General features: G+C 65.3%; 26 protein-coding genes. 16 read left to right on the forward strand and 10 right to left on the reverse strand.

All coding sequences use genetic code 11. The features are described 5' to 3' along the window. The 3 genes from AC1DS6_RS39445 to AC1DS6_RS39455 form a co-directional block, all read left to right on the forward strand. Positions 1-300 (forward strand): phosphate acyltransferase (locus AC1DS6_RS39445; protein WP_477104537.1); only part of this gene is annotated, 300 nt, incomplete at its 5' end. 406 nt (positions 301-706) lie between these two features. Continuing rightward, positions 707-1,051: a ribonuclease gene (locus AC1DS6_RS39450; protein ID WP_441635134.1), complete on the forward strand. Its 345-nt coding sequence runs from the start codon at positions 707-709 to the stop codon at positions 1,049-1,051. Continuing rightward, complete coding sequence (locus tag AC1DS6_RS39455; RefSeq protein WP_045240736.1) at positions 1,048-1,647, forward strand: barstar family protein; 600 nt, start codon at positions 1,048-1,050, stop codon at positions 1,645-1,647. Before AC1DS6_RS39450 ends, AC1DS6_RS39455 begins: the two co-directional genes overlap by 4 nt. Positions 1,648-1,728: 81 nt before the next feature. On the opposite strand, the gene AC1DS6_RS39460 is transcribed toward AC1DS6_RS39455, so the two are convergent. The 4 genes from AC1DS6_RS39460 to AC1DS6_RS39475 form a co-directional block, all read right to left on the reverse strand. Continuing rightward, entirely contained in the window at positions 1,729-2,358 is a 630-nt protein-coding gene (locus AC1DS6_RS39460; RefSeq protein ID WP_441635100.1) for a YidB family protein, read from the reverse strand. 52 nt (positions 2,359-2,410) lie between these two features. After that, a complete protein-coding gene (locus AC1DS6_RS39465) occupies positions 2,411-3,166 on the reverse strand; it encodes a 16S rRNA (uracil(1498)-N(3))-methyltransferase (RefSeq protein ID WP_441635102.1) in 756 nt (251 codons plus the stop codon). Continuing rightward, positions 3,166-3,606, reverse strand: coding sequence for a VOC family protein (locus AC1DS6_RS39470; protein ID WP_441635104.1), 441 nt, complete (start codon positions 3,604-3,606; stop codon positions 3,166-3,168). Before AC1DS6_RS39470 ends, AC1DS6_RS39465 begins: the two co-directional genes overlap by 1 nt. Before the next feature lie 72 nt (positions 3,607-3,678). Beyond that, complete coding sequence (locus tag AC1DS6_RS39475; RefSeq protein WP_441635106.1) at positions 3,679-4,647, reverse strand: spermine/spermidine synthase domain-containing protein; 969 nt, start codon at positions 4,645-4,647, stop codon at positions 3,679-3,681. Between AC1DS6_RS39475 and tkt the strand changes: the two genes are divergently transcribed. From tkt to AC1DS6_RS39490, 3 genes are all read left to right on the forward strand, one after another. Next, positions 4,646-6,682 (forward strand): transketolase, encoded by a 2,037-nt coding sequence (gene tkt, locus AC1DS6_RS39480; protein WP_477104538.1) that lies wholly within the window; start codon positions 4,646-4,648, stop codon positions 6,680-6,682. The two genes, AC1DS6_RS39475 and tkt, sit on opposite strands and share 2 nt — an antisense overlap. A 97-nt stretch (positions 6,683-6,779) precedes the next feature. Next, a complete protein-coding gene (gene gap / locus AC1DS6_RS39485; RefSeq protein WP_045240731.1) occupies positions 6,780-7,778 on the forward strand; it encodes a type I glyceraldehyde-3-phosphate dehydrogenase in 999 nt (332 codons plus the stop codon). Positions 7,779-8,014: 236 nt separating this feature from the next. Then, positions 8,015-9,004, forward strand: coding sequence for a LysR family transcriptional regulator (locus AC1DS6_RS39490; RefSeq protein ID WP_045240730.1), 990 nt, complete (start codon positions 8,015-8,017; stop codon positions 9,002-9,004). Between the two features lie 65 nt (positions 9,005-9,069). On the opposite strand, the gene fur is transcribed toward AC1DS6_RS39490, so the two are convergent. Next, positions 9,070-9,501, reverse strand: a complete 432-nt coding sequence (gene fur, locus AC1DS6_RS39495) for a ferric iron uptake transcriptional regulator (RefSeq protein WP_045240729.1) — start codon at positions 9,499-9,501, stop codon at positions 9,070-9,072. Between the two features lie 199 nt (positions 9,502-9,700). On the opposite strand from fur, the gene AC1DS6_RS39500 reads away from it, so the two are divergent. The 9 genes from AC1DS6_RS39500 to AC1DS6_RS39540 all read left to right on the forward strand — a co-directional run bounded on the left by AC1DS6_RS39500 (position 9,701) and on the right by AC1DS6_RS39540 (position 19,625). Further along, the gene (locus tag AC1DS6_RS39500; protein ID WP_441635113.1) at positions 9,701-10,333 is read left to right on the forward strand and encodes an outer membrane protein assembly factor BamE; all 633 of its coding nucleotides are present in this window, start codon (positions 9,701-9,703) and stop codon (positions 10,331-10,333) included. 63 nt (positions 10,334-10,396) lie between these two features. After that, positions 10,397-11,194 (forward strand): 4-hydroxy-tetrahydrodipicolinate reductase, encoded by a 798-nt coding sequence (dapB, locus tag AC1DS6_RS39505; protein WP_441635115.1) that lies wholly within the window; start codon positions 10,397-10,399, stop codon positions 11,192-11,194. A 145-nt stretch (positions 11,195-11,339) separates the two neighbouring features. Next, entirely contained in the window at positions 11,340-13,964 is a 2,625-nt protein-coding gene (gene leuS, locus AC1DS6_RS39510; RefSeq protein WP_441635117.1) for a leucine--tRNA ligase, read from the forward strand. A 35-nt stretch (positions 13,965-13,999) separates the two neighbouring features. Beyond that, positions 14,000-14,521, forward strand: coding sequence for an LPS-assembly lipoprotein LptE (locus AC1DS6_RS39515; RefSeq protein WP_477104539.1), 522 nt, complete (start codon positions 14,000-14,002; stop codon positions 14,519-14,521). Between the two features lie 62 nt (positions 14,522-14,583). Beyond that, entirely contained in the window at positions 14,584-15,624 is a 1,041-nt protein-coding gene (gene holA / locus AC1DS6_RS39520) for a DNA polymerase III subunit delta (protein ID WP_441635121.1), read from the forward strand. Positions 15,625-15,734: 110 nt separating this feature from the next. Then, positions 15,735-17,015, forward strand: a complete 1,281-nt coding sequence (locus AC1DS6_RS39525) for a glutamate-5-semialdehyde dehydrogenase (protein ID WP_441635123.1) — start codon at positions 15,735-15,737, stop codon at positions 17,013-17,015. 118 nt (positions 17,016-17,133) lie between these two features. Next, positions 17,134-17,556, forward strand: a complete 423-nt coding sequence (locus AC1DS6_RS39530) for a CopD family protein (RefSeq protein WP_441635125.1) — start codon at positions 17,134-17,136, stop codon at positions 17,554-17,556. Positions 17,557-17,664: 108 nt separating this feature from the next. After that, the gene (locus AC1DS6_RS39535) at positions 17,665-18,270 is read left to right on the forward strand and encodes a 2-hydroxychromene-2-carboxylate isomerase (RefSeq protein WP_441635136.1); all 606 of its coding nucleotides are present in this window, start codon (positions 17,665-17,667) and stop codon (positions 18,268-18,270) included. An 80-nt stretch (positions 18,271-18,350) separates the two neighbouring features. Further along, the gene (locus AC1DS6_RS39540) at positions 18,351-19,625 is read left to right on the forward strand and encodes a THUMP domain-containing class I SAM-dependent RNA methyltransferase (RefSeq protein WP_477104540.1); all 1,275 of its coding nucleotides are present in this window, start codon (positions 18,351-18,353) and stop codon (positions 19,623-19,625) included. 51 nt (positions 19,626-19,676) lie between these two features. On the opposite strand, the gene AC1DS6_RS39545 is transcribed toward AC1DS6_RS39540, so the two are convergent. The 5 genes from AC1DS6_RS39545 to AC1DS6_RS39565 all read right to left on the reverse strand — a co-directional run bounded on the left by AC1DS6_RS39545 (position 19,677) and on the right by AC1DS6_RS39565 (position 24,722). Continuing rightward, a complete protein-coding gene (locus tag AC1DS6_RS39545; RefSeq protein ID WP_428180365.1) occupies positions 19,677-20,723 on the reverse strand; it encodes a response regulator in 1,047 nt (348 codons plus the stop codon). A 295-nt stretch (positions 20,724-21,018) separates the two neighbouring features. Then, on the reverse strand, positions 21,019-22,473 hold the full coding sequence (locus AC1DS6_RS39550; protein WP_276288801.1) for an NAD(P)(+) transhydrogenase (Re/Si-specific) subunit beta: 1,455 nt from the start codon (positions 22,471-22,473) through the stop codon (positions 21,019-21,021). 2 nt (positions 22,474-22,475) lie between these two features. Next, the gene (locus tag AC1DS6_RS39555) at positions 22,476-22,808 is read right to left on the reverse strand and encodes an NAD(P) transhydrogenase subunit alpha part 2 (protein ID WP_045240719.1); all 333 of its coding nucleotides are present in this window, start codon (positions 22,806-22,808) and stop codon (positions 22,476-22,478) included. A gap of 230 nt (positions 22,809-23,038) precedes the next feature. Then, positions 23,039-23,401, reverse strand: coding sequence for an aspartate 1-decarboxylase (gene panD / locus AC1DS6_RS39560; RefSeq protein ID WP_276288797.1), 363 nt, complete (start codon positions 23,399-23,401; stop codon positions 23,039-23,041). Positions 23,402-23,600: 199 nt separating this feature from the next. Further along, positions 23,601-24,722: a Re/Si-specific NAD(P)(+) transhydrogenase subunit alpha gene (locus tag AC1DS6_RS39565; RefSeq protein WP_276288798.1), complete on the reverse strand. Its 1,122-nt coding sequence runs from the start codon at positions 24,720-24,722 to the stop codon at positions 23,601-23,603. A 549-nt stretch (positions 24,723-25,271) separates the two neighbouring features. Here AC1DS6_RS39565 and AC1DS6_RS39570 point away from each other — a divergent pair. Next, positions 25,272-25,867 (forward strand): TorF family putative porin (locus AC1DS6_RS39570; protein WP_477104541.1); only part of this gene is annotated, 596 nt, incomplete at its 3' end.

Raw genomic sequence — 25,867 nt, forward strand, 5'->3', positions numbered from 1 at the left:
CCGGAACTCGAGGTGGATGGCGAGATGCACGGCGATTGCGCCCTCGACCCGAAGCTGCGCGACACGCTGGTGCCGGACGGCGCGCTCAAGGGCGAAGCCAACCTGCTGGTGTGCCCGAACATCGATGCGGCCAACATCGCCTACAACCTTCTCAAGGTCGCGGCGGGCAACAATGTGGCGATCGGACCGATCCTGCTCGGGGTCAAGGCGCCGGTGCACATCCTGACGCCGTCGGCGACGGTGCGGCGTATCGTCAATATGACGTCGCTGGTGGTGGTTGACGCGGCCGCCAAGCGCTAAGCCGCTGTCAGTCTTGAAAAGCCGGGCTTGCCCGGCTTTTTTATCGCTCGCGCGAGGTGGTCAGTGTGTGCACACATCCTATTAACACATTGAAACAATTGAAGTTTTCCACCCGCCTGGGGGGCGGGGATTGATTATTTATTGGCATGGGCGTAACCTTATGCCTTTGAAGTAGGCGCTCGTTACTCGCAACGATGCCGCCGGTATTCGCGCAGGCCGTCCGGGGTGCAGGCACAAAGGGCAGTTGAGGTGGCGTGGCAGCCGCGCAACGATCCCTTGCCAATTTTGTTGGCGCCCCCAGATCAAGACAAGCAACGTGGGTTCCCAGATTCCTTTGACGCAGCGCGCATCACAATGGATTTCAGCCGCCGGTCTGGCGCGAGTGGCAAGCCGGGTGCTGGCAGGCGTGGCGGTTTCGTGCGCGTTGGCCCAGCCTGTGCTGGCGCGTCAGGCGATCGATGATGGCACGGGAACCATCGCGGTACAGCAGTTGCCCAACGAGGCACAGTTGACGTTGGAACGTATCGAAGCGGGTGGCCCGTTTCTCTACGCCAAGGATGGTTCGAGGTTCGGCAACTACGAGCGCGTCCTGCCGCAAAGGTCGCGCGGTTATTACCGCGAATACACGGTGAAAACAAACAGCCGGAATCGAGGAGCAAGGCGGATCGTATGTGGCGGTGATCAACGCGCCACCAGCGACTGTTATTACACGGACGACCACTACAACAGTTTCAAACGGATAGCCAAATGATGACTGACATTTTCGGATTGGGCGACGCCCTTGCCGCCCGCGAAGAGCGCGGCGCCGGAGATGGCTGGCACCGGGCCCAGACCCAGGCCCAGAATCTTTACGACAACGTGTTGATGATGCCTCGCAACGAGCTCTCGCACCAACCGCCGCTCGCACCCGTTCCCGCAGCCGGCACTGACGGCAGCCAAGAGGGAGCCATGAACCTGTTCAAGACGGTGCGTCCGAACATCGTCCAGTCGATTCGCGCGTTTCGCGTGCCCGAGCTTGCACAGGCGGCGGCGGAGTTGGGCCAGCATTTCCTCTACGCGAACTGCGCGCACTGCCAGAGCAAGGCAGAGGTGCTGGAAACCATCGCCACCAATTTCCTGTTTCCCAAGCATTTCGGGAAGAATTTCGATGCGCTGGCCGATTGCCTGACCGACCTGATCCACAAGGCGGGCGCGCAGCCCGGTTTCGTGATCGTGCTGGAAGGCCTGCCCATCGCGCAGAAATTCGACAAGGAAGGGCGCGAGGTCCTGCTCGATGTCTTCCGCGACGCTGCCGAGTTCTGGGCCGAGCGCAAGGTGCAGTTCCGCGTGTTCTACTCTTTCGCCTGAGCGCCCGCCGCCCACAGGAAAAACAGGATGACAAAGGCCCGCTTGCAGCGGGCCTTTTGCTTTGCCGGCGCGGCGCCGGTGTTATGCCGCCGGCGGCATCTGGCCTTGCGGCGTGAGCTTGTCGATCAGTTCCGGCAAACCTTCGCTAAGGTGGGCGGCTACATCATCCTGTGACATGCCGGTCGAATTGGCCAGGCTCTCCAGCGCGCCAGTGCCGCCGAGGGCGCCGGCCAGCGCGGACGGCGAGACGGGCTGATTGGCCCCGGTGCCGATCCAGGAATTGATCTGCTCGCCCAGGCCAGCCTGCGCCAGGACCTGCTGCAAGGCGCCGATGCCGCCCGCCGCCGCGCCCAGTGCGGGCGCGTCGCCAGCGCCCTGCTGCCCCTGGCCTCCAAGCAGGCCGCCCAGCAATCCGCCGAGATCGAGGCCACCAGGCGCGCCGCCAGCCGCGGCGCCGCCACCCGCACCACCCAACAGCCCGCCGAGCAACCCACCGAGGCCGCCAAGCCCGCCAAGTCCACCGACGCCGGCGGCCGGATCGGCCGGATCATGTTCCGCCCCGGGACTGCCTTCGGCGCCTTTATGGCGCATCGCCAGCATGGCCAGCAGCCCGAGCGCCATCATCATCTTCGGGTTCAGGCCGCCAGCGCCGCTTTCGCCGCCGCCGCGCTGCCCGAGCACTCCGCCCAGCACGCTATCGAGTAGTCCCATGATCGACTCCTTCCGGTGAGTGTGGCGCCGGGCCGGGATAGCCCGGATGCCGTCAAAATCCGCCCAATACCGCGTTGAGCACGGCCAGGCAAGCGAGCCCGGCAGTCTCGGTACGCAAGATGCGCGGCCCGAGTGACACGCCCGTGAAACCTGCGTGCAGCGCCGCAGCTTCCTCGTCCGGCGCGAGTCCGCCTTCCGGTCCGATCAGCAGCGTCACGCCGGTGTCCAGCAGCGCGCCACGCTGCTCCGCGGCAAACGATACCAGCGACTGCGAGGCGCGCGGCGTGATCAGCAACCGTGCGCCCCGGGCCGCCGCCGGGTTCGCCTGCAGCCCCAGCCATGATTCCAAGTTAGCCACCGGTGCGACCTCGGGCAAGCGATTGCGTCCGCATTGCTCGCATGCCGCCTCGACCAGCGCCTGCCAGTGCGCGTGGCGCTTCTGCGCGCGCTCTGCCGAGAGCCGGACCACCGAACGTGCCGCCTGCAGCGGCTGGATCGCCGCCACGCCGAGCTCGACGGCTTTCTCTATCAGCCAGTCCATCTTGTCGCCGCCGGCCAGTCCTTGCGCCAGCGTGACGCGGAAGGGTGGCTCGGCCTCAGACGGATCGTGGTCGCGGATTCGCGCCAGCGCATGGCGCTTGCCAATCTCGACCAGGGTGGCGGCATGGCTGCCGCCGCGCCCGTCGAACAGGGTGATGTCGTCGCCCGGGTTGAGCCGCAGTACCTGGACATGCCGCACTACCGCTTCGGGCAGTGGCATGTCGGTCTCGGTGGCCAGAGCGGAATCGATAAAAAAGCGCGGCGGCATCAGGTGGGTCCGTCCTTATCTTCGCCGGCGGCCTTGTCCAACGGTTTGGCGAATCCCCAACGGTAACCGTCGGGATCCTTGACCATGCAATAGCGGTCGCCCCAGAACTGGTCGTCGGGCGCCATCAGGCTGACCGCGCCGGCGGCGACAGCGCGCGCGTACATGGCATCGACATCGTCGCAGTACACGTAGAACGTCTGCGGGCATTCGACGCCGAGCGAGCTGGGCGTACGCGCGGTACTGCCCCAGGCGCCTTCGGGCGCGAACATCACCACCAGTTCTCCCCGGTAGTGCATCTCGGCGTGGGTCGGCACACCGTTTTCGTCGACCACGTTCCCCGCGCTGAAACCGAAGGCGCGGTGGTAGAAGTCGAGCGCGCTGCGCCCGTTGCCCACCGTCAGGTAGGGCGTGAGCCAGGGGGTGTTGGCCGGTCTTGTCATGATCGTCTCCTGGTTACGGGAAGCCGCGCGGGGCTTGCCGCGGCGGCAAGACTCGCGGTGCGAATGAGCATCTTACGCGGGTGCGCCGGCGCTGTCGAAAAGCGCTTGCAGGTGGCGGGGAAGGGTGAACAAGGCCGGGTGGAGCGCCGCGTGGTAGCAGCGCAGGGTCCGTTCCAGTTTCCAGGCGCGCAGCCGCTCGCCGAGCAGCGCGGTGCCGGTGCCGCGCACGTCCAGCGCGTCGCTGGCCAGCGCGATGGCCCATGATGCACCGTGCACCGGGATAAAGGCGCTGAGGGGCTGGACCTGGGCGAAGCACTGGCGCAATCTTGCGCAGAGCACGCGAACCGGGTCGGGGCGGTGCTCCGGCGGGCCGAGTTGCAGGGACAGCGCGCCGCCCGGCGCCAGGCAGCGCCTGGCGGCTTGCAGGCCGTGGGCGGAGAAGAGGGCCGCCGCCGGGCTGCCATCGTCGGCCTCCGTAAGGTCGAACACGATCAGGTCGAACCGCCGCCCGGCACGGCCGAAGGCTTCCATCAAGCCCAAGGCATCGCCAATGGCGAGGTGCACGCGCGGATCGTCGAAGGCGCCCTGGTGGATACCATCGAGCCAGGCCCGGGCCAGCGTCACGACCTCCGGATCGAGTTCGGCCACCACCACTTCGCGCATGAATGGCAGGCGCAGCAGTTCACGCGCCGAGCCGCCGTCGCCGCCGCCGACCACCAGCGCCGAACGTGCCGCGCCATGAGCCACGGCCATGGGGTGCACCATCAGTTCATGCTGGATAAAGGCATCCGCTTCGGCGCACATGACGCGGCCATCGAGGCGGAAGATCCGGCCAAAGCGGGCATTCTCGCCAATCTCGATCTGCTGGTACGGCGAGCGCACCGCCGCCAGCAGCCGAATCTGGCCCAGGGTGGTGCCGATGCCGGGGGAGAGCCATTCGGTCCATTGCAGATGGCCGCCGGCCGGGGCCGCCGGGTGCCCGGATTCGGCCTTTCCTTCTGGTAAAATCGCGCTTTTCCCGCCGCCAGGTTCCCGCCGCATGTCTCACCTCGCTCATCCCGCCGCCAGTCCGCACGCTTCGCAGCCCGTCCAACTCATGGCCAACGCCATCCGCGTCCTGGCCATGGACGCCGTCCAGCAGGCCAATTCAGGCCACCCAGGCATGCCGATGGGTATGGCGGATATCGCGGTGGCGCTGTGGGGCCGCCATCTGAAGCATAACCCGACCAACCCCCAGTGGGCTGATCGCGACCGCTTCGTGCTGTCCAACGGCCACGGCTCGATGCTGCTCTATGCGTTGCTTCACCTGACCGGCTACGACCTGCCGCTGGAAGAGCTGAAGAACTTCCGCCAGATGCACAGCAAGACCGCCGGCCACCCGGAATACGCCATCACGCCGGGCGTCGAGACCACCACCGGCCCGCTGGGCCAGGGCCTCACCAACGCAGTCGGCATGGCGCTGGCAGAGCGCCTGCTGGGCGAGGAATTCAACCGTCCCGGCTTCGATATCGTCAATCACCACACCTATGTGTTCCTGGGCGACGGCTGCCTGATGGAAGGCATCAGCCACGAAGCCTGTTCGCTGGCCGGTACGCTGAAACTGAACAAGCTGGTCGCGCTGTGGGACGACAACGGCATCTCGATCGACGGCGATGTCGTGCACTGGTTTGCCGACGATACCCCGAAGCGGTTCGAAGCCTATGGCTGGAATGTGATTCGCGCGGTGGACGGCCATGATGCCGCCGCCGTCGACGCAGCCATCGCCGAAGCCAAGTTCAGCCATCGTCCGACCCTGATCTGCTGCCGTACCCTGATCGGCAAGGGCGCGCCCAACAAGGAAGGTGGTCACGATGTGCATGGTGCGCCGCTTGGCGGCGCTGAGATCCTGGCCACGCGTGAAGCGCTGGGCTGGGCCCACGCACCGTTCGAACTGCCGGCCGAAGTCTATACGGCATGGGATGGCAAGGCCCGCGGCGGTTCGCTGGAGAAGGCCTGGAACGCGCTGTTCGAGGCCTATGCCGAGCGTTTCCCGTATGAAGCCGGCGAATTCCAGCGCCGTATGCGTGGCGAGCTGCCCGGCGCATTCGACGCTGCCGTGGACGCATTCCTGGCCAAGTGCGAGGAAAAGGCCGAAACGATCGCCACCCGCAAGGCCAGCCAGAACACCATCGAGGCGCTCGCCCCGGTGCTGCCGGAATTCCTGGGCGGCTCGGCCGACCTGACCGGCTCCAACCTGACTAACTGGTCGGGCAGCAAGGCAGTGCGCGCCGATGCCTGGGGCAACCATATCAACTACGGTGTGCGCGAGTTCGGCATGAGCGCCATCATGAACGGCATCACGCTGCACGGTGGCTACATTCCCTACGGCGGCACCTTCCTGACCTTCTCGGACTACAGCCGCAACGCGCTGCGCATGGCGGCGTTGATGAAGATCCGCACGCTGTTCGTGTTCACCCACGACTCCATTGGCCTGGGCGAAGACGGCCCGACCCACCAGTCGATCGAACACGTTGCCAGCCTGCGCCTGATCCCCAACATGGACGTGTGGCGTACCGCCGACACCACCGAGACCGCAGTGGCCTGGGCCCAGGCCGTGCGCCGCGAGAATGGGCCGAGCTGCCTGATCTTCAGCCGCCAGAACCTGCCGTTCCAGAAGCGCGACGATGCGACCCGCGCCAATATCGCGCGCGGCGGCTATGTGCTGCGCGACGGCACCAATGCCAGGACCGGCCGTCCGGATGCCGTGATCATCGCCACCGGCTCGGAAGTGGGCCTGGCTGTGGGCGCTGCCGACCAGCTGGCCGCCGACGGCGTGCACGTGCGCGTGGTCTCGGTGCCGGCGACGACGGTGTTCGACAAGCAGGATGCCGCCTACAAGGCATCGGTGCTGCCGGCAGGCGTGCCGCGCGTGGCGGTGGAAGCCGGCGTGACGGATTTCTGGTGGAAATACCAGGTCCAGGCCGTGGTGGGCATCGACACCTTCGGCGAATCGGCTCCCGCTGGCGTATTGTTCAAGCACTTCGGCTTCACGGTCGAGAACGTCGTGCGCACCGTGCGCGACACGCTCGGTCAGTAACAGGTATTCCCCGGCCCGAGCAGCGGTCGAGTTGGCCGCGCGGGCCGGCAGACGCTTTCCCGCATCCATCGATCGTTAGCCTACTCAGGAGATAAACATGACCATCAAGATCGGCATCAACGGCTTCGGCCGCATCGGGCGCATGGTGTTCCGCGCAGCCGCCGCCAACTTCAAGGAAATCGAAGTCGTTGGCATCAATGACCTGCTCGAGCCCGACTACCTGGCCTACATGCTGAAGTACGACTCGGTGCACGGCCGCTTCGACGGCGAAGTGTCGGTCGACGGCAACACGCTGATCGTCAACGGCAAGAAGATCCGCCTGACCGCCGTCAAGGACCCGTCCGAACTGAAGTGGGGCGAGATCGGCGCCGACGTGGTGATCGAGTCCACCGGCATCTTCCTGACCAAGGAAGGCGCGCAGAAGCATATCGACGCGGGCGCCAAGAAGGTGATCATGTCGGCCCCGTCGAAGGACGACACCCCGATGTTCGTGTACGGCGTGAACCACGACACGTACAAGGGCGAGGCGATCATCTCCAACGCCAGCTGCACCACCAACTGCCTGGCGCCGGTCGCCAAGGTGCTGAACGACAAATGGGGCATCAAGCGCGGCCTGATGACCACCGTGCACGCCACCACCGCCACGCAGAAGACCGTTGACGGCCCGTCCAACAAGGACTGGCGCGGTGGCCGCGGCATCCTGGAAAACATCATCCCGTCGAGCACCGGCGCCGCCAAGGCAGTGGGCGTGGTGATCCCCGAGCTGAACAAGAAGCTGACCGGCATGTCGTTCCGCGTGCCGACCTCCGACGTGTCGGTGGTCGACCTGACCGTTGAGCTGGAAAAGGGCGCAACCTACGCCGAGATCTGCGCCGAAATGAAGGCGCAGAGCCAGGGCGCGCTCAAGGGCGTGCTGGGCTACACCGAAGACAAGGTGGTCGCCACCGATTTCCGCGGCGATGCGCGTACCTCGATTTTCGACGCGGAAGCCGGCATCGCGCTGGACTCGACCTTCGTCAAGATCGTGAGCTGGTACGACAACGAGTGGGGCTATTCCAACAAGGTACTGGAAATGGCCCGCGTGGTCGCCAAGTAACTTTGTCGGAACAGATTGGCTAGCGCCGAGAAAAGCGGCATTCCACGGAATGCCGCTTTTTGTCCGCCTGTGTGCAGGCGGATCCGCACAGGCCGGAAAGCCAGGGCGGGCCCGGAATACCTGTTCCGTTCCCGCCTTTGCTCTTACACTGCTAAAGTGCTAGAAAATACTGATTTGCAGCCAATGCAAGTGACGATCCAGTCATTCGCAGTCTCCAATCCAACCTGGGCGAGATCATGGTGAATGTGGATACCAAGCTGCTCGTGATTTTTACCGAGTTGCTCAGCAAGCGAAACGCGACCTATGTCGCGGAAAAAATGCATATGACCGCGCCCGCGGTCTCGCATTCGCTGGGTCGCCTGCGCGAGATCTTTGACGATCCTCTTTTCATCCGCGTGCCGCACGGCCTGACGCCGACGCCGCGAGCCCTGGAACTGGGCCCGAAGATTCGCGACATGCTGGATCTGTGGTCCTCGATCAACGAGGGCGACGCCGATAACTTCGATCCCGCGGTAGCCACCGGCACCCTGAATATCGGCTTTGCAGCCGAACTGGGCGATACGGTCTTCAACCGCTTCATCCTGCGCATCAAGCAACTGGCGCCGGAACTGCATATCAAGCTGGTTGAATCGCATTCCTGGGAGTCGGATGTTGCCGCCATGCGCGGCAATGAGCTGGATCTGGCGTTCTCGCCGTTCCCGACCCGGCATCCTGAGATCGTGGAAGAGATGGTTACCTCGCTCAACCTCTGGGTTTGTGCGCGCAAGAACCATCCGGTGCTCAAGGGCACCTGCACGCTCGAGCAGTATCTCGATTGCGGGCATATCTTCATGGCGCACTCGGGCGGCAATGGCCGCCCGGCGCCGTCGCTGATCCCGCTCGACTACGCCCTGCAGCAGCGCGGACTGAAGCGCAATGCAACGTTGACGGTGCATTCCTGGCGCGCGCAATCCGAGTTGGCCGCGCAGACCGACATGATCTTCACGGTCAATGCGCTGACCAAGGACATGGCCTGCGAGACCTATGGGCTCAAGGCCTTCCCCTTGCCGGCCGAGCTCAATACCACGCTGGGCCTGAACATGTTCTGGCACCGCAGCCGCAACACCCACCCCATGCTGGTGTGGGCGCGCGGGCTGTTCCGCCAGGTCGTGGGCGAATTCGTCGGCGTGCCGGCCACCGCGCGCGGCCTGCATATCGTTGCCGAACAGGACCGGCAGGAAACCTGAGATTGGCCTGAGAATAAAAAAACCGGCGCGAGCGCCGGTTTTTTTATGTTGTCGTGGCCGGCGCGCTAACGCTTCGGGCGGTGCGAGCAGTCAGTCTTGGTGCAGTTGCCGTACAGCGACAGTGCGTGCTCCTGCAGCGCGAAGCCGCGTTCGCTGGCGATGCTTTGCTGGCGGCGCTCGATTTCGGAATCGTAGAATTCCTCCACGCGGCCGCAGTCGATGCACACGAGGTGGTCGTGGTGCTTGCCCTCGTTCAGTTCGAAGATGGCTTTGCCGGATTCAAAGTTGTTGCGCGACAGCAGTCCCGCCTGCTCGAATTGAGTCAGCACGCGATAGACGGTAGCGAGGCCAATGTCCATTTGTTCGTTGAGCAGGATGCGATAGACATCTTCCGCGCTCAGGTGGCGCTGCTCGCTGGTCTGAAAGATCTCGAGGATCTTCAGGCGCGGTACGGTCGCTTTAAGACCGATATTTTTGAGGTCCGCCGGACTCGGCATGGGCGTGACTCCCTAGAGTACAATGTCTGGATAGTTGAATCATAAGGGTTTTGGCGGCAAAAGTCGCCCCGGCGGTTACCTGGGGTGCGGCCACCCTCCCTGGGCTGCGCTCGCGATGCTCTATCGCCGCAGCCGGCTCGTGGTATATCCCGTTAGAGCCTGGATCGGCACTTTTCTCTCCCTTCTAGAAGCGAGATACATGCGTTCATTCCGTTCGTCCGCCATGCGTCCGACGCTGGTTACTACTGTGCTGGCTGCTGCCCTGCTAACGGCAGCGTGCTCCACCTATGACAATACGTCGCGCAAGGTCGCCAACGCGATCACGCCGTATCGTATCAACATTGTGCAAGGCAACTTTGTCTCGCGCGAAGCCGCCGCGCAGCTGCGCGAGGGCATGACGCGCGACCAGGTCAAGTTCCTGCTTGGCACGCCGCTGCTGACCGATGTGTTCCATGGCAACCGCTGGGACTACGTGTTCTCGTTCCGCCGTGGCAATACGCCGGTGGTGCAACAACGTCGCTATACGGTCTTCTTCGATGGCGACAAGCTCGTCAAGTTCGGCGGTGACGAGTTGCCGTCCGAATACGAGCTGATCGCCGAAATCGACGGTATGAAAGCGATGCAGGCAGGCAAGGCAGTGACGCCGAAGCCGCAAACCGATGCGCTCGCTCCGGCCTCCGATGCCGCGGCAACCCCGGCCGCCCCCGTCGCGGCGGCCAATGAAGCCGCCGCTCCAGCCGATGCCGCCACCGCTCCGGCGGCAGGCAAGTCCGTCGAGGCGGCCGCATCGTCGGCTGCCGCGGAGACCGGTGCTGCCAGCCCGACCCACTGACCCGTTTGGCCCGACAATGCCGGCCGCCCACGCGGCCGGCTTATTTTTGACTGCTGACACGCCATGAATATCGCCATCGCAGGTGCCTCCGGCCGCATGGGCCGCATGCTGATCGAACACGTACTCGCCACTGAAGGCGTGACCCTGTCTGGTGCGCTGGATGTGCCCGGCGCGCCGGCCCTGGGCCAGGATGCCGGGTTGCTGCTGGGCCGCACGACCGGCGTGACGATTACCGCCGACATCGAAGCCGCCCTCGCCGGTGCCGACTGCCTGATCGACTTCACACGGCCGGAGGGCACGCTGGCGCACCTGGCGGTGGCGGCGCGCCTTGGCGTGAAGATGATCATCGGCACCACTGGCTTTGACGACGCCGGCCGCGCCGCCGTGGCCGAGGCTGCCAAGCGTATCGGCGTAGTGTTCGCCGCCAATATGAGCGTTGGCGTCAACGCCACCTTCAAGCTGCTGGAAGTGGCCGCCAAGCTGCTTTCATCGGGCTACGACATCGAAGTTATCGAAGCGCACCACCGCCACAAGGTGGACGCGCCGTCCGGCACGGCGCTGGCGATGGGCGAGGTGGTGGCCAAGGCACTGGGCCGCGACCTGAATACCTGCGGCGTCTTTGCCCGCGAAGGCCATACCGGCCCGCGCGATCCCAACTCCATTGGCTTTGCCACCGTGCGCGGCGGCGACATCGTGGGCGACCACACCGTGATGTTCGCCGGCATTGGCGAGCGCATCGAGATCACGCACAAGTCGTCCAGCCGCCAGTCGTATGCCGACGGCGCGCTGCGCGCCGCGCGCTTCCTGGCCGACAAGCCCAGCGGCCTGTTCGACATGCAGGACGTACTGGGCCTGAAGTAAGGCGCCGGGTCCGTCCTGCGACGTCAGCCCCGACGGTTATAATCGGCACTTTCGCCGTTCCAGCGCAGGCGGGCGCCGCAAGGCAGCCCGCCGCTTATCTTTTCCACGCTTTTCGCACGCCAACGCAGTTGCCGTTGTCCTGAATATGCAAGACAAATACCTTCCCTCAGCCGTTGAACAAGCCGCCCAGCAACACTGGCAAGCCATTGATGCCTACCGCGTATCGGAAGAGGCGAAGCTGGCCGACGGCAGCGAGAAGCCCAAGTTCTATGCGTGCTCGATGTTGCCGTACCCGTCGGGCAAGCTGCATATGGGGCATGTGCGCAACTACACCATCAACGACGTGATGGCGCGCCACCTGCGCATGAACGGGCACAACGTGCTGATGCCGATGGGCTGGGATGCGTTCGGCATGCCGGCGGAAAACGCCGCGCTCAATAACGGCGTGGCGCCGGCGGCCTGGACGTACGACAACATCGCCTACATGAAGCGCCAGATGCAGTCGATGGGCCTGGCCATCGACTGGTCGCGCGAGGTTGCCACCTGCAGCCCGGACTACTACCGCTGGAACCAGTGGCTGTTCCTCAAGATGCTGGAAAAGGGCATTGCCTATCGCAAGACCGGTACGGTGAACTGGGATCCGGTCGACCAGACCGTGCTGGCCAACGAGCAGGTCATCGACGGGCGCGGCTGGCGCTCGGGCGCGCTGGTTGAAAAGCGCGAGATCCCGATGTACTACCTGCGCATCACCGACTACGCCGAGGAACTGCTCGGCGATCTCGACAGCCTGGGCTGGCCCGAGCGCGTCAAGATCATGCAGCAGAACTGGATCGGCAAGAGCGTGGGCGTGCGCTTCGCCTTCCCGCATGCCATCGCCGACGATGACGGTAAGCTGATCGGCGACGGCAAGCTCTACGTGTTCACCACGCGCGCGGACACCATCATGGGCGTGACCTTCTGCGCGGTCGCCGCCGAGCATCCGCTCGCCACCCATGCCGCCGCCGCCAATCCCGAGCTGGCCGCCTTTATCGACGAGTGCAAGCACGGCTCGGTCATGGAAGCCGATATGGCGACCATGGAAAAGAAGGGCATGCCCACCGGCCTGAAGGTGGTGCACCCCATCACCGGCGAGCAGGTCGAGGTTTGGGTCGGCAACTATGTGCTGATGAGCTATGGCGACGGCGCCGTGATGGGCGTGCCCGCGCATGACGAACGCGACTTTGCCTTCGCCAACAAGTACGGCCTGCCGATCAGGCAAGTCGTCGACGTCAAGGGCCAGGCCTTCTCGACTGAAGCCTGGCAGGAATGGTACGGCGACAAGGAGCACGGCACCTGTATCCATAGCGGCAAGTACGACGGCCTCGGCTACCAGGCGGCGGTGGAAGCCATTGCCGCGGACCTCGGCGCCAAGGGCCTGGGCGAGAAGAAGATCACCTGGCGCCTGCGCGACTGGGGCATCTCGCGCCAGCGTTACTGGGGCACGCCGATCCCGCTGATCCATTGCGAGGACTGCGGCGTGGTGCCGGTGCCCGAGCAGGACCTGCCGGTGGTGCTGCCCGAAGACCTGGTGCCGGACGGCACCGGCAACCCGCTGGCCAAGGATCCGCGTTTCCTCGCGTGCACCTGCCCGTCGTGCGGCAAGCCGGCGCGTCGCGAGACCGACACCATGGATACCTTCATCGATTCGTGCTGGTATTACATGCGCTATACCTGCCCGGATGCGGCCACCATGGTCGACGGCCGCAACGACTACTGGATGCCGATGGACCAGTACATCGGCGGCATCGAACACGCGATCCTCCACCTGCTGTACGCCCGCTTCTGGACCAAGGTCATGCGCGACATGGGCCTGGTCACGTTCAATGAGCCGTTCACCAACCTGCTCACGCAGGGCATGGTGCTCAATGACACGTACTACCGCGAAGACGCGGCCGGCAAGAAGACCTGGTACAACCCGGCCGAGGTCGAGGTCAGCACCGATGAGCGCGGCCGCCCGCTGGGCGCCGTCCTCAAGGCCGACGGCCAGCCGGTGGTGATCGGCGGTGTCGAGAAAATGTCGAAGTCCAAGAACAACGGCATCGACCCGCAGGCGCTGATCGACCAGTACGGCGCCGACACCGCGCGCCTGTTCGTCATGTTCGCCGCGCCGCCCGAGCAGCAGCTCGAGTGGAGCGGCTCGGGCGTGGAAGGCGCTTCGCGCTTCCTGCGCCGCGTGTGGAACTACGGCTATGCCAATGCCGGGGCGATTGCCGCGGCCGGCAATGCCGCGACGTCGGGCGACGCCGATGGCGCGCTGCGCCGCGAGATCCACGGCGTGCTCAAGCAGGCCAACTACGACTACCAGCGCATCCAGTACAACACCGTGGTGTCCGCCACCATGAAGATGCTCAACGCGCTGGAGGACGCCAAGCAGGCTTCCCCGGCCGCGCGCCGCGAATGCTTCGGCATCCTGCTGCGCGTACTGTACCCGGTGGTGCCGCACGTGACCCACGGGCTGTGGCAGGAGCTCGGCTACGCCACGCAGTACGGCGACCTGCTCGACGCCGCCTGGCCGCAGGTCGATGAAGCCGCGCTGGTGCGCAGCGAGCTCGAACTGGTGCTGCAGGTCAACGGCAAGGTGCGCGGCAGCCTGACGGTGCCGGCGGATGCCGATCGTGCCGCCATCGAGGCCATGGCCGCCGCCAGCGAGATCGTTGCCAAGTTCGCCAACGACGCTGCGCCGAAGAAGATCGTGGTGGTCCCGGGCCGCCTCGTCAACGTGGTGCTTTAAAGAGCGCTGACCAAGCCTACAAGGGAGCTGCCCATATGGATGGACAGAAGCTGGATCGACCGAGGCAGGGCCGCCGCAAGGTCCTGGCCGCGCTGCTGGCGGCCAGCCTGCTGGGCGGCTGCGGCTTTCACATGCGCGGCAATGCGGATTTTGCTTTCAAGCGGCTTTACCTGAGCATTCCGGCCAATACGCTGATGGGCTCCGATCTGCGCCGCGCCATCCGCAACGGCTCGGACACGCAGATCGTGTCTGATCCGAAAGACGCGGATGCCTTGCTCGATGTGCTGCAGGACACGCGTACCAAGACCGTGTTGTCGATCACCACTGCCGGCGTGGTGCGCGAATACCGCCTGACGCAGCGCTTCACCTTCCGCTTGCGCGATGCTGGGGGCCAGGAGCTGATCGCGCCTTCGCAACTGGTGCTCACGCGTGACCTGACCTACAACGAAGCTAACGCGCTGGCCAAGGATTACGAAGAGCAGCAGCTCTACCGCGATATGCAGCGCGATATCGTGCAGCAGCTGATTCGCCGGCTGAGCGCGGTCAAGACGATCTGAGCCGCGCGCAAGCGCCGCCCAGAGAACCCGACACGGCAAGGACAGAGGAACAAGCGCACCGCATGCAGCTCAAGCTCGACGGACTCGAAGCGCACCTGCGCACGGCCAAGGGACGCGGCCTGGCGCCGCTCTACGTGGTGCACGGCGACGAGCACCTGCTGGTGCTGGAGGCGGTCGACCGCCTGCGCCAGGCGGCGCGCGAGTCCGGCTTCACGGAGCGCGAGGTGCTGTCGTCCGAACGTGGCTTCAACTGGGGTCAGGTGGTCCAGGCGCAGCAATCGATGTCGCTGTTCGGCGACCGCAAGATCGTCGAATTGCGGATTCCCTCCGGCAAGCCCGGCAAGGACGGTGGCGAGGCGCTGCGCGCCGTGGCCGCTCATCCCTCGCCGGACGTGGTCATGCTGATCACGCTGCCGCGGCTGGATTTCGCTACGGCGAAATCGGCCTGGTTCCAGGCGCTGGACGCCGCCGGGGTGTCAATCAAGGTCGACTCCATCGACCGCAGCCGGCTGCCGGCCTGGGTCGGCGAGCGGCTCGCGCTGCAGCAGCAGCGCGTTGAGCCCGGCGAGCCGGGGCGCAGGGCGCTGCAGTTCATCGCCGACAAGGTCGAAGGCAACCTGCTGGCCGCCCACCAGGAAATCCAGAAGCTTGGCTTGCTCTATCCCGCCGGCTCGCTGACCTTCGAGCAGGTGCACGATGCGGTGCTCAATGTGGCCCGCTACGACGTCTTCAAGCTCTCCGAAGCCATGCTCGGCGGCGACGTGCCGCGGCTGGTGCGCATGCTGGAAGGGCTGCGCGGCGAGGGCGAGGCCACGGTGCTGGTGCTGTGGGCGCTGACCGAGGAAATTCGCGTATTATCCAAGGTCCGGCAAGGGTTGGCGGCAGGCAAGCCGAGCGGCGTCCTGATGCGCGAACTGCGTGTCTGGGGCGTGCGCGAGAAGCTGGTACCGCAGGCCGCGCAGCGCCTCTCGCTGGCGCAACTCGAATCCGCACTGGGGATGGCCGCCAAACTGGACCGGCAGGTCAAGGGCCTGCGCGCCGAAGGCATGCCGGCCGAACCCTGGGATGGCCTGCTGCAACTGGCACTCACCATCGCCAGGTAAGCGGCGGCGCAGCAGCGCGCGACGGTTCGCATCTGCCTGCATTGCAGGATTTTGCCAGCCGTTGCCGACAAGAAACCAAGCATTGAGGGCCGGATCGCCTGGCCAGGAATATGAACGAGCTCGATCTCACGCAGTACATGGACCGCGTTGGCCAGCAGGCCCGCGCCGCCTCGCGCGCCATGGCGCGCGCCTCCACCGCCGACAAGAATCGCGCGCTGCTGACCATCGCCGCGGCCATCCGTCGCGACGCCGCCCACCTGAAGACGGTGAATGCCGGCGATGTCGAGCGTGCCCGCGCCAACGGCCAGGACGCTGCCTTCATCGACCGCCTGACGCTGTCTGACAAGGCCATCGACACCATGGCCGCCGGCCTCGAGCAGATCGCCGCGCTGGCGGACCCGATCGGCGAGATCAGCAATATGAAATTCCGCCCCACCGGCATCCAGGTGGGACAGATGCGCGTGCCGCTGGGCGTGATCGGCATCATCTACGAGTCGCGGCCCAACGTGACCATCGATGCCGCCGCGCTCTGCCTGAAGTCGGGCAACGCCACTATCCTGCGCGGCGGTTCCGAAGCCATCGACTCCAACACCGCGCTGGCCGCCCTGGTGGCCGAGGGCCTGGCCGCCGCCGGCCTGCCGCCCGAAGCGGTGCAGGTGATCTCGACCACCGACCGCGCCGCCGTGGGCCGGCTCATCACCATGACCGAATACGTCGACGTGATCGTGCCGCGTGGCGGCAAGAGCCTGATCGCACGGCTGATGGAAGAAGCCCGGGTGCCGATGATCAAGCATCTGGACGGTATCTGCCACGTCTTCATTGATACCGCCGCCGACCTGGAAAAGGCGGTGCGCATCTGCGACAACGCCAAGACCCAGCGCTACGCACCGTGCAATACCATGGAGACGCTGCTGGTCGCGCGCGACATCGCGGCCGCGGTGCTGCCGCCGCTGTGCCGCATCTACCAGGAAAAAGGCGTGGAGCTGCGCGTCTGCGCCGCCACCCGCGCCACGCTGGAAACCGCCGGCTTCACCGGCCTGGCCGATGCCACCGAGGAAGACTGGCGCCTGGAATACCTGGCCCCCGTGCTGGCGATCCGCACCGTGGCGGGGCTCGATGAGGCGATTGCGCACATCAATACCTACGGCTCGGCGCACACCGATTCCATCGTCACCGAGAACTACAGCGCCGGCATGCGGTTCCTGCGCGAGGTCGACTCGGCCAGCGTGATGATCAATGCATCGACCCGCTTTGCCGATGGCTTCGAATACGGCCTGGGCGCCGAGATCGGCATCTCCAACGACAAGCTGCACGCGCGCGGCCCGGTTGGGCTGGAAGGCCTGACCTCGCTGAAATACGTGGTGTTCGGGCACGGCGAGATCCGTACCTGAGCGGGCAAGGGCAGGGCTGGCCATGCGGCTGGTCCTGGCCCGCCGCCGGCGATCGCCGGCGGCTTCCGTTTCGCATCCCCACCGTTCCCGCGGGAACCCAACCACAAAAGAACGCCTGATGCTCTGGGTCAAAGCGCTGCACATCGTCTTCGTCGTTTCCTGGTTCGCCGGCTTGTTCTACCTGCCCCGCATCTTCGTCAATCTCGCCATGGAGCGCGAGCCTGCCGGCGTGCAGCGCCTCCTGCTGATGGCACGCAAGCTCTACCGTTTCATGACCATGCTGGCGGTGCCCGCGCTGGTGTTCGGGCTGTGGCTATATGTCGGCTACGGCATCGGGCGCGGTCCGGGCCAGGGCTGGATGCATGCCAAGCTGGCGCTGGTGCTGGTGCTGATCGGCTATCACCATGGCTGCGGCGTGTTGCTGAAGAAGTTCGAAGGCGGCCGCAATACGCGTTCGCATACCTTCTATCGCTGGTTCAATGAGTTGCCGGTGCTGGTCTTGCTGGCGGTGGTGATCCTGGTGGTGGTCAAGCCGTTCTGACGGGCGCCGTCCGGCAGGTTCCGGCGTTTTTCCCGTATCGTATCCACTTCGTATTCCCCCTCGTTCCAGGCGCCGTTGTCTCGCCCCACACCCCGTCCAGAGGACATGATGAGCAAGCAGGTCGACTACTACCTCACCCCGCAATCGCCTTTCGTCTACCTTGGCCACGAGCGCTTTGCCGCAATCGCGGCCAGGCATGGCGCGCAGGTCAATCTCAAGCCCTGCGACCTGGGCCGCGTGTTCTCCGTCTCGGGCGGCTTGCCGCTGGCGCAGCGGCCGCCGCAGCGCCAGGCCTACCGCCTGATCGAACTGGCCCGCTGGAGCGAATTCCTGGGCGTGCCGCTCAACCCGCAGCCGGCCTTTTTCCCGGTCTCCGGCGATGCCGCCAGCAAGCTGCTGATCGCCGTGCAACTGGCGCACGGCACCACCCGCGCGATGGAACTGGTTGGCGTCATCGGCCGCGCGCTGTGGGCCGAGCAACGCAATATCGCCGATGCCGCCACGCTGGCTCAGCTGGCCGACGGCATCGGGCTGGATGGCGCGGCGCTGCTCAAGGCGAGCGATGCCCAGGCAGTGCAGGCCGCATATACACAGCACACGCAGGATGCGATTTCCGCTGGCGCGTTCGGCGCGCCGTGGTACGTTTATGAGGGCCAGCCCTACTGGGGCCAGGACCGTCTCGACTTCCTCGATCGCGCGCTCGCGGCGACCTGAAGTCCCGGGCGCGGTACACTGCGCGCTATCCGACCCCGTCCGCCACGGCGGACGTTTTTGTTTGCAGGAATTCCCAAGCCATGTCCCAAGCCTTTTTTGCCTCCTGCCCGCGCGGCCTTGAGAGCGCACTCGCCGAAGAGTTGCACGAGATCGCGGCGCGGCCCGGACTGGCCAAGCTCGCACCCATCCAGGTCCATCGCGAAATGCCGGGTGGCGTCACTTTCTCCGGCGAGATGCCTGCGGCCTACGTCGTCAACCTGCACTCGCGCATTGCCAGCCGGGTGCTGATGCGGGTGGCCAACCGGGGCTACCGGCGTGAGGACGATATCTACGACCTGGTGCGCGCCCAGCGCTGGGATCAGTGGTTTTCGCCGGACGAGACGCTGCGGGTGGACGTTACCTCGCATCGCTCGCCACTGCAGAGCCTGAACTTCATCGCGCTGCGGATCAAGGATGGTGTTTGCGATACCATGCGCGAGCGCCTGGGCGAGCGTCCCAGCGTGGACACCGTGAATCCCGACGTGCGGCTCTATGCCCACCTGACGGAGCATGACTGCACGCTGTATCTCGACACTTCGGGCGATCCGCTGTTCAAGCGGGGCTGGCGCCTGGAGAAAGGCGAGGCGCCGCTGAAGGAAAACCTGGCCGCCGGCATCCTGCGCCTGGCCGGCTGGGTGCCCGGCCAGACCGAACGCCCGTTCTATGATCCGATGTGCGGCAGCGGCACCTTCCTGGTGGAGGCCGCGCAGGTGGCACTGGGCCTGGCGCCCGGCGCCGCCCGCGGTTTTGGCTTCGAGCGCCTCAAGGGGGCCGACATCAAGACCTGGAATGCATTGAAAGCGGCTGCGCGGGACGACGAGGAGGCGGCGCGCAAACGCGTGGCGTCCGAGCCCCTGGAGATCGCGGGCAGCGATATTTCCACCGACATGTTGTCCATGTCGCAGGCCAACTGGGAACGCGCCGGCTTGCCGGGCGAGGTACGCCTGAAGCAGGTGGATGCGCGTTTCGCGCAACCGCCGTTCGTTGCCTCCGGCCTGCTGCTGATGAACCCGCCCTATGGCGAGCGGATCGCGGTACGGGGAGAACGCCGCCGGCCGCTGGACGAAGCGCCTGTTGACGAGATCGACGACGAGGCCGCCAACCAGTTCGCCAGCGCCTTCGCCACCACGCTCAAGCAGCATTTCGCGGGCTGGCAGGCATGGGTGTTTACGGGCGACCTGTCGCTGCCGCGCCGGCTGCGGCTCAAGGAATCGCGCCGTACGCCGCTCTACAACGGCAATATCGAATGCCGGCTGTTCCGTTTCGACATGGTGCGAGGCGGCAACCGCAACGCGCCGGCCCAGCCTTCGGCCTGACGAGCGCGGGACCGGAGGGCGAGCCTCTCCGGTCTCGCGGCGCTTTGCTCACTAGCGTGGCGCGCGTCCGGTCACGCGTTCGGGGTGGCGGGCGAAGTCCTCCAGGAAGCCCTGGAAGCTGACCACCGGTTCCTGCAGCAAATGGCGCGGCAGGTCGAACAGCGCGTAGAAATAGTCCTCGCGCCCTTCGCAGTGCTCGGCCGGCAGGCAGTATTGCTCCCAGTCGATGCAGGCCGGGGTGTACATACCGTTGCCGGGCCAGAAGAAGGGCACGATGCGGCCCTCACGCAGCCCTTCGATCAGGGCCGCCGGTGCATCGTAGGCTTCCGCGGATTCCACCTGGTTGATCAGTCCGGCGCGCGTCTCGATCACCATCAGCGTGGCCTGGCCCTGTGCCGTCAGCATCAGGATGCCGGCCGGGTTGGGGTAGAGGTAGTACTCGACAAAGCCGTAGCGCGCGGTGATCTGCCGCACGCGCTCGCAGATCGCCGGATCCGACAGGAAGGAAAACGAGTGGCGCGTCAGCAGGTCGCGCAGCGTGCGCGAGAGGGTGGCGAAATACTGCTGCTGGAGCGCGTCGATCTCCTGGTCCAGCCGCTCCACCATATTGCTGTCGTGTTTCTTGACGTAGCGGTCGATCAGGCCGTGGTTGAAACCCTGCACGGCGATACCCTCGTCGGCGGTACCGGTCAGCAGGATGGTCTTGCACGGCAGGTCCTGCAGGGCCTGGCAGAACTCCAGTCCGTTCATCTGCGGCATCGAGTAATCCACCACGATCACGCCCGGCTGCACAAAGCGATTGAGGTCGTGGATCTGCCGGTAGATGCGGTCGATGTCGAGCTGCACGGTGCGCCGCTCGGTCAGGAAGGTCAGGTCGTCATGCGTCACCCGTACCGGCAGGAAGCCGGTGAAGCGTGTGGTGTAGGTATCGCGGATCCATTGCAGCGCCTCGCGCGGATCGGTGAAGGTGACCACCGGCCGCGACGGATCCATCTGGAACGCCAGGCTGTCGATAAACGATTTGCTGTCGTCGACAAGCACCGTGAGGATCGGGTGATGGAAGACCGACAGATTCCTGTCCTGGGGGTTGAATGTCATGTTGCTTTCGGCTCCGGTGTCGGCGGACACGGCGGGCGGATGGTTTGGCGCGGCTGGGGATCCGGTTCGGCAAGGCCGGGGACGGATCGGTTCGGGGCGGCCCACCGCGCTGGACTACACCTGGCCCTGTTCGGATGACCGGCGTGCGTGCCATGGCCGGCGACCGGAAATCAGTATAGCGTGCCCGCGCTTCCATGCAACCGGCATGCGGTGGGGCAGAAAAAAAGCGCGACTGTGTCGCGCCGGGGTGACGGCGGAGACAGGCGCGGGCCCGTCTCCGTCCTTTGCGGCTGGCTTACTCGATGGCCTTGCCCATGTCCTCGACGACCTTCTTGGCGTCACCGAACACCATCATGGTCTTGTCCATGTAGAACAGTTCATTGTCCAGGCCCGCGTAGCCCGCGGCCATCGAACGCTTGTTCACGATGATGGTCTTGGCCTTGTAGGCTTCCAGGATGGGCATGCCGGCGATCGGCGAGGCGGGATCGGTCTTGGCGGCCGGGTTCACCACGTCGTTGGCGCCCAGCACCAGTACCACATCGGCCTGGCCGAACTCGCTGTTGATGTCTTCCATTTCGAAGACCTGGTCGTAAGGGACTTCGGCCTCGGCCAGCAGCACGTTCATATGGCCCGGCATGCGGCCGGCCACGGGATGGATGGCGTACTTTACCGTCACACCCTTCTCGACCAGCTTCTCGGTGAGTTCCTTGAGCGCATGCTGCGCGCGCGCCACCGCCAGGCCGTAGCCCGGCACGATGATCACGGTCTCGGCATTGCCCATCAGGAAGGCCGCGTCGTCGGCCGACCCGGACTTCACGTTGCGCTGCGCCTGGCCGCCGGCAGCGGCCGCCGCGGGCGCCCCGCCAAAGCCGCCGAGCAGCACGTTGAAGAACGAGCGATTCATCGCCTTGCACATGATGTACGAGAGGATGGCACCGGAGGAGCCCACCAGCGAGCCGGCAATGATCAGCATCGGGTTGTTGAGCGAGAAGCCGATACCGGCGGCCGCCCAGCCCGAGTACGAGTTCAGCATCGACACCACCACCGGCATGTCGGCGCCGCCGATCGGGATGATGATCAGCACGCCCAGCACGAAGGCGATCGCCAGCATCAGCAGGAAGGGCAGCCAGTCTTGCGACAGGCAGAAGATGATGCCGAAGCCGATCATGGCCACCGCCAGCAGCAGGTTCAGCAGATGCTGCCCGGCGAAGGACACCGGCGCACCCTGGAACAGGCGGAACTTGTACTTGCCCGACAACTTGCCGAAGGCGATCACCGACCCGGAGAAGGTGATGGCGCCGACAAAGCAGCCGATGAACAGCTCGATGCGGTTGCCAAACGGGATATCGTGCGAGCCCGGCGGCGTGATGCTGAATGCCGACGGCTCGGCCACCACGGCCACCGCGATGCAGACCGCGGCCATACCGATCAGCGAGTGCATGGCGGCCACCAGTTCAGGCATCTTGGTCATCTCGACCTTTCTTGCCACGTAGGCGCCGATGCCGCCGCCAACCACCAGCGCACCGAAGATCAGCGCCATGCCTTCGGCGACCGACGACTGGCCCGCGCCGATGGCCAGGAACTCGCTCTTGAGCTTGGCGATCAGCACCAGCGTGGTCACTGCGGCGATGGCCATGCCGATCATGCCGAAGGCATTGCCGCGCCGCGCGGAACTGGGATGCGAGAGGCCCTTGAGCGCCTGGATGAAACACACCGAGGCCAGCAGGTAGAGCAGGGTGACGAGGTTCATGCTCACTTGGCGCCCTCCTCATGGCCCTTGCCGGCCTTGGCCTTGGGTTCTTTCTTCTTGAACATCTCCAGCATGCGCTGCGTCACCAGGAAGCCGCCGAACACATTGACCGCGGCGAGCGCCACCGCCAGCGTGCCCATGGTGCGGCCCACCGGGCCCTCGGTCAGGCCGGCCGCCAGCATGGCGCCGACGATGATGATGGCCGAGATTGCATTGGTCACGGCCATCAGCGGGGTGTGCAGGGCGGGCGTGACCGTCCAGACCACGTGGTACCCCACGTAGATCGCCAGCACGAAGATGATCAGGTTGATCACCGTGTGGTTCACCATTTCCATCGACTTCTCCTCCGTTGCTTGAATGCCTTGCTGCGCGGTTATCCCGTGTTCTTTTGCCTGGCCAGGCGCCTGTGAGCGCCTATTGCATCGATGCCCCGCCTGGTGCCGCGTTGTCGTCTTTCGCCCGGGTACCTTCAGCCCAGGGGCGACGGTACGGCTGAATCAGTAAATGGCATGCCGGATGCGGGCATCGCACCGGCGTTGGCTCCCGGCGCGATGTCCTCATCCGCTTACACCTTCTTGATTTCCTTGATGGCGTTGTTGTCGTCCACCAGGATGATCTTCGGCTTGTAGGTGGCGATCTCTTCGTCGCTCATCGGCGCGTAGGTGCAGATGATGAGATGGTCGCCCAGGTGCGCGCGCCGCGCGGCCGCACCGTTGAGCGAGATCTCGCCGCTGCCGCGGACGCCCTTGATGATGTAGGTGGAGAAACGCTCGCCATTGTTGACGTTGTACAGCTCGATTTTCTCGAACTCCTTCATGTCGGCCGCTTCGAGCAGATTCTCGTCGATGCCGCATGATCCCTCGTAGTGGAGGTCCGCCTGTGTCACGGTGACACGATGGAGCTTGGCGCGGAGCATGATGCGTTGCATGGGTGATACGTCCTTGGTTGATGCTGGATGAGCTTGCAGGAAAGCCCTTGGAATTGAGTCCTGACGGGCCACTTGGAATGGTTCCGGGGCTGGGTGCCGGCCGTACCGGCCGATAGCAGCAGGCGCGCTACCGTGCACCTGGCCGGAACCGCCTGGCACCATTCTAAAGCGACCGGGCCGCGGCGGGCCCGCTGTCGCTTCAGGATGCGCCGCGGACCACCTGGCCATCCTTGCACATCAGGCAGGCGGCGACGATATCGTCCTCCAGGTTCAGCGTGAACTGGCCTTCCTTGTCGATGACAAGCTTGAGGAAGTCGAGCACGTTGCGTGCATAGAGCGCCGATGCGTCGGCCGCCACCATGCTGGCCAGGTTGGTGTGGCCGATCAGCGTGACGCCGTGGCGCTCCACCACCTCGTCGGCCACCGTCAGCGGGCAGTTGCCGCCCTGCGCCGCGGCGAGGTCGACCACCACCGAGCCCGGCTTCATCGCCTGCACCGTCTCTTCCTTGAGCAGCACCGGCGCCTGGCGGCCCGGGATCAGCGCGGTAGTGATGACGATGTCGGCGGCCTTGGCGCGCTCGTGCACCAGTTCGGCCTGGCGCCGCATCCAGTCGGGCGGCATGGGGCGGGCATAGCCGCCCACGCCCTGCGCGATCTCGCGCTCTTCGTCGGTGACGAAGGGCACATCGAGGAATTTGGCGCCCAGCGATTCGATCTGCTCCTTGACGGCGGGACGCACGTCGGAGGCTTCGATGACCGCGCCCAGCCGCTTCGCGGTGGCGATGGCCTGCAGGCCGGCCACGCCGGCGCCGAGGATCAGCACGCGCGCCGCCTTGACGGTGCCGGCGGCGGTCATCAGCATCGGCATGAAGCGCTGGTAGTGGTGGGCGGCGACCAGCACGGCCTTGTAGCCGGCAATATTGGCCTGGGAGGAGAGCACGTCCATGCTCTGCGCGCGCGTCGTGCGCGGCGCGGCTTCCAGCGCGAAGGCCGTCAGCGAGGCGCGCGCCATGCGTGCATTGTTCTCTGCGTCGAAGGGATTGAGCATGCCGATCAGCGCGGCGCCGGGCTTCATCAGCGCGAGCTCGGCATCGTCGGGGGCGCGGACCTTGAGCACCAGTTGCGCGCCGAGTGCCTGGGCCGCGGTGCCAATGGTGGCGCCGACCGCCTCATAGGCCGAGTCCGGCTGGCTGGCACGCACGCCGGCTCCCGACTGGACAATGACCTGATGGCCCTGGGTCACGTATTTCTTGACCGTCTCCGGGGTGGCGGCGACACGAGTCTCACCTGCCCGCGTCTCCTGCGGGATGCCGATGTGCATCGTCAATTTCTCCTTTTGCTGGCGTCTTTGAGGCGCTGTCAAAATGATTCTGGCGATGCGGCGAGACTTGTCGTACGACGTGTACGGCAAGGCAACGCGCCTGACCAGAACCGATTCATTTCATTCTGACAATGCCGCTGATCTGCTTTAGCGGGCTGACGTCCTCGGCCCTTGTGTCCTGTCATGCGGACGGCCAGGGCCGAACGCAGCGCACAATTTTTTCGCAGCTTACAGGAATCTGACGCTTCGTGGTGACTGGCCGGTCGGCTTTTGCGCAACAGCACGGCCAACGCATGGCGGCTATCGGAGCGGTGCATGACCGGCGTCCCCAGGGCCCGCGCCGCGGCCATTGCTGTCCCTGGCTGCGTGTTGTCCGCGCGCGCCGGCGGCCTCGCGTGGATTTTTACGTCATCCCTTGGCGCACTGCTGCTTTCTTGACACCGATTTGAGACGCGACCCCGTACTGTTCCGGTCGTCGCGCGGCCATCGCCGGCGCGAGCGTTCGCTGATTTCCACCGATTGATGTCTTACCTTTCAGACAAGTTATCCATGACTGCCTTTCGCCTTGGCGCTTCACGTGCCTGCGCCGTTTCCCTTGCTGTTTCCCTTTCCGGCGCCGCGCTCTTGCTGGCTGCCCCCGCATTTGCCCAGAGCGCGCCGGGTGCGGCGGCTGCCGAAGTCTCGCCGCACGCTTTCACCGCCAACGTGACGCTGGCCAGCGAGTATCGCTACCGCGGCCTGATGCAGACCAACCGCCGTCCGGCCATCCAGGGCGGGTTCGACTACACGCATTCGAGCGGCTTCTACCTGGGCAACTGGAACTCGAGCATCAGCTGGCTGGGCGACAGCAATCCGGAAGTCTCGGCGCCGATTGAAATTGACTTGTACGGCGGCTTCAAGAACACGGTGACGCTGGGCGGCCTGGAGTGGAACTACGACGTCGGCGTGCTGCAGTACTACTACCCGGGCGACTACCCGAGCGGCTTTACGCGCCCTTACACCACGGAAGTGTATGTCGGCGCCGGCTACGGTCCTGTGTTCTTCAAGTATTCGCAGGCGCTGACCAACCTGTTCGGATTCGCCGACAGCAAGTACAGCTACTACGCCGACCTGTCGGCCAATGTGCCGCTGAATTTCTGGGACCT

It is taken from the genome of Cupriavidus sp. 05L310 (genome assembly GCF_056398185.1).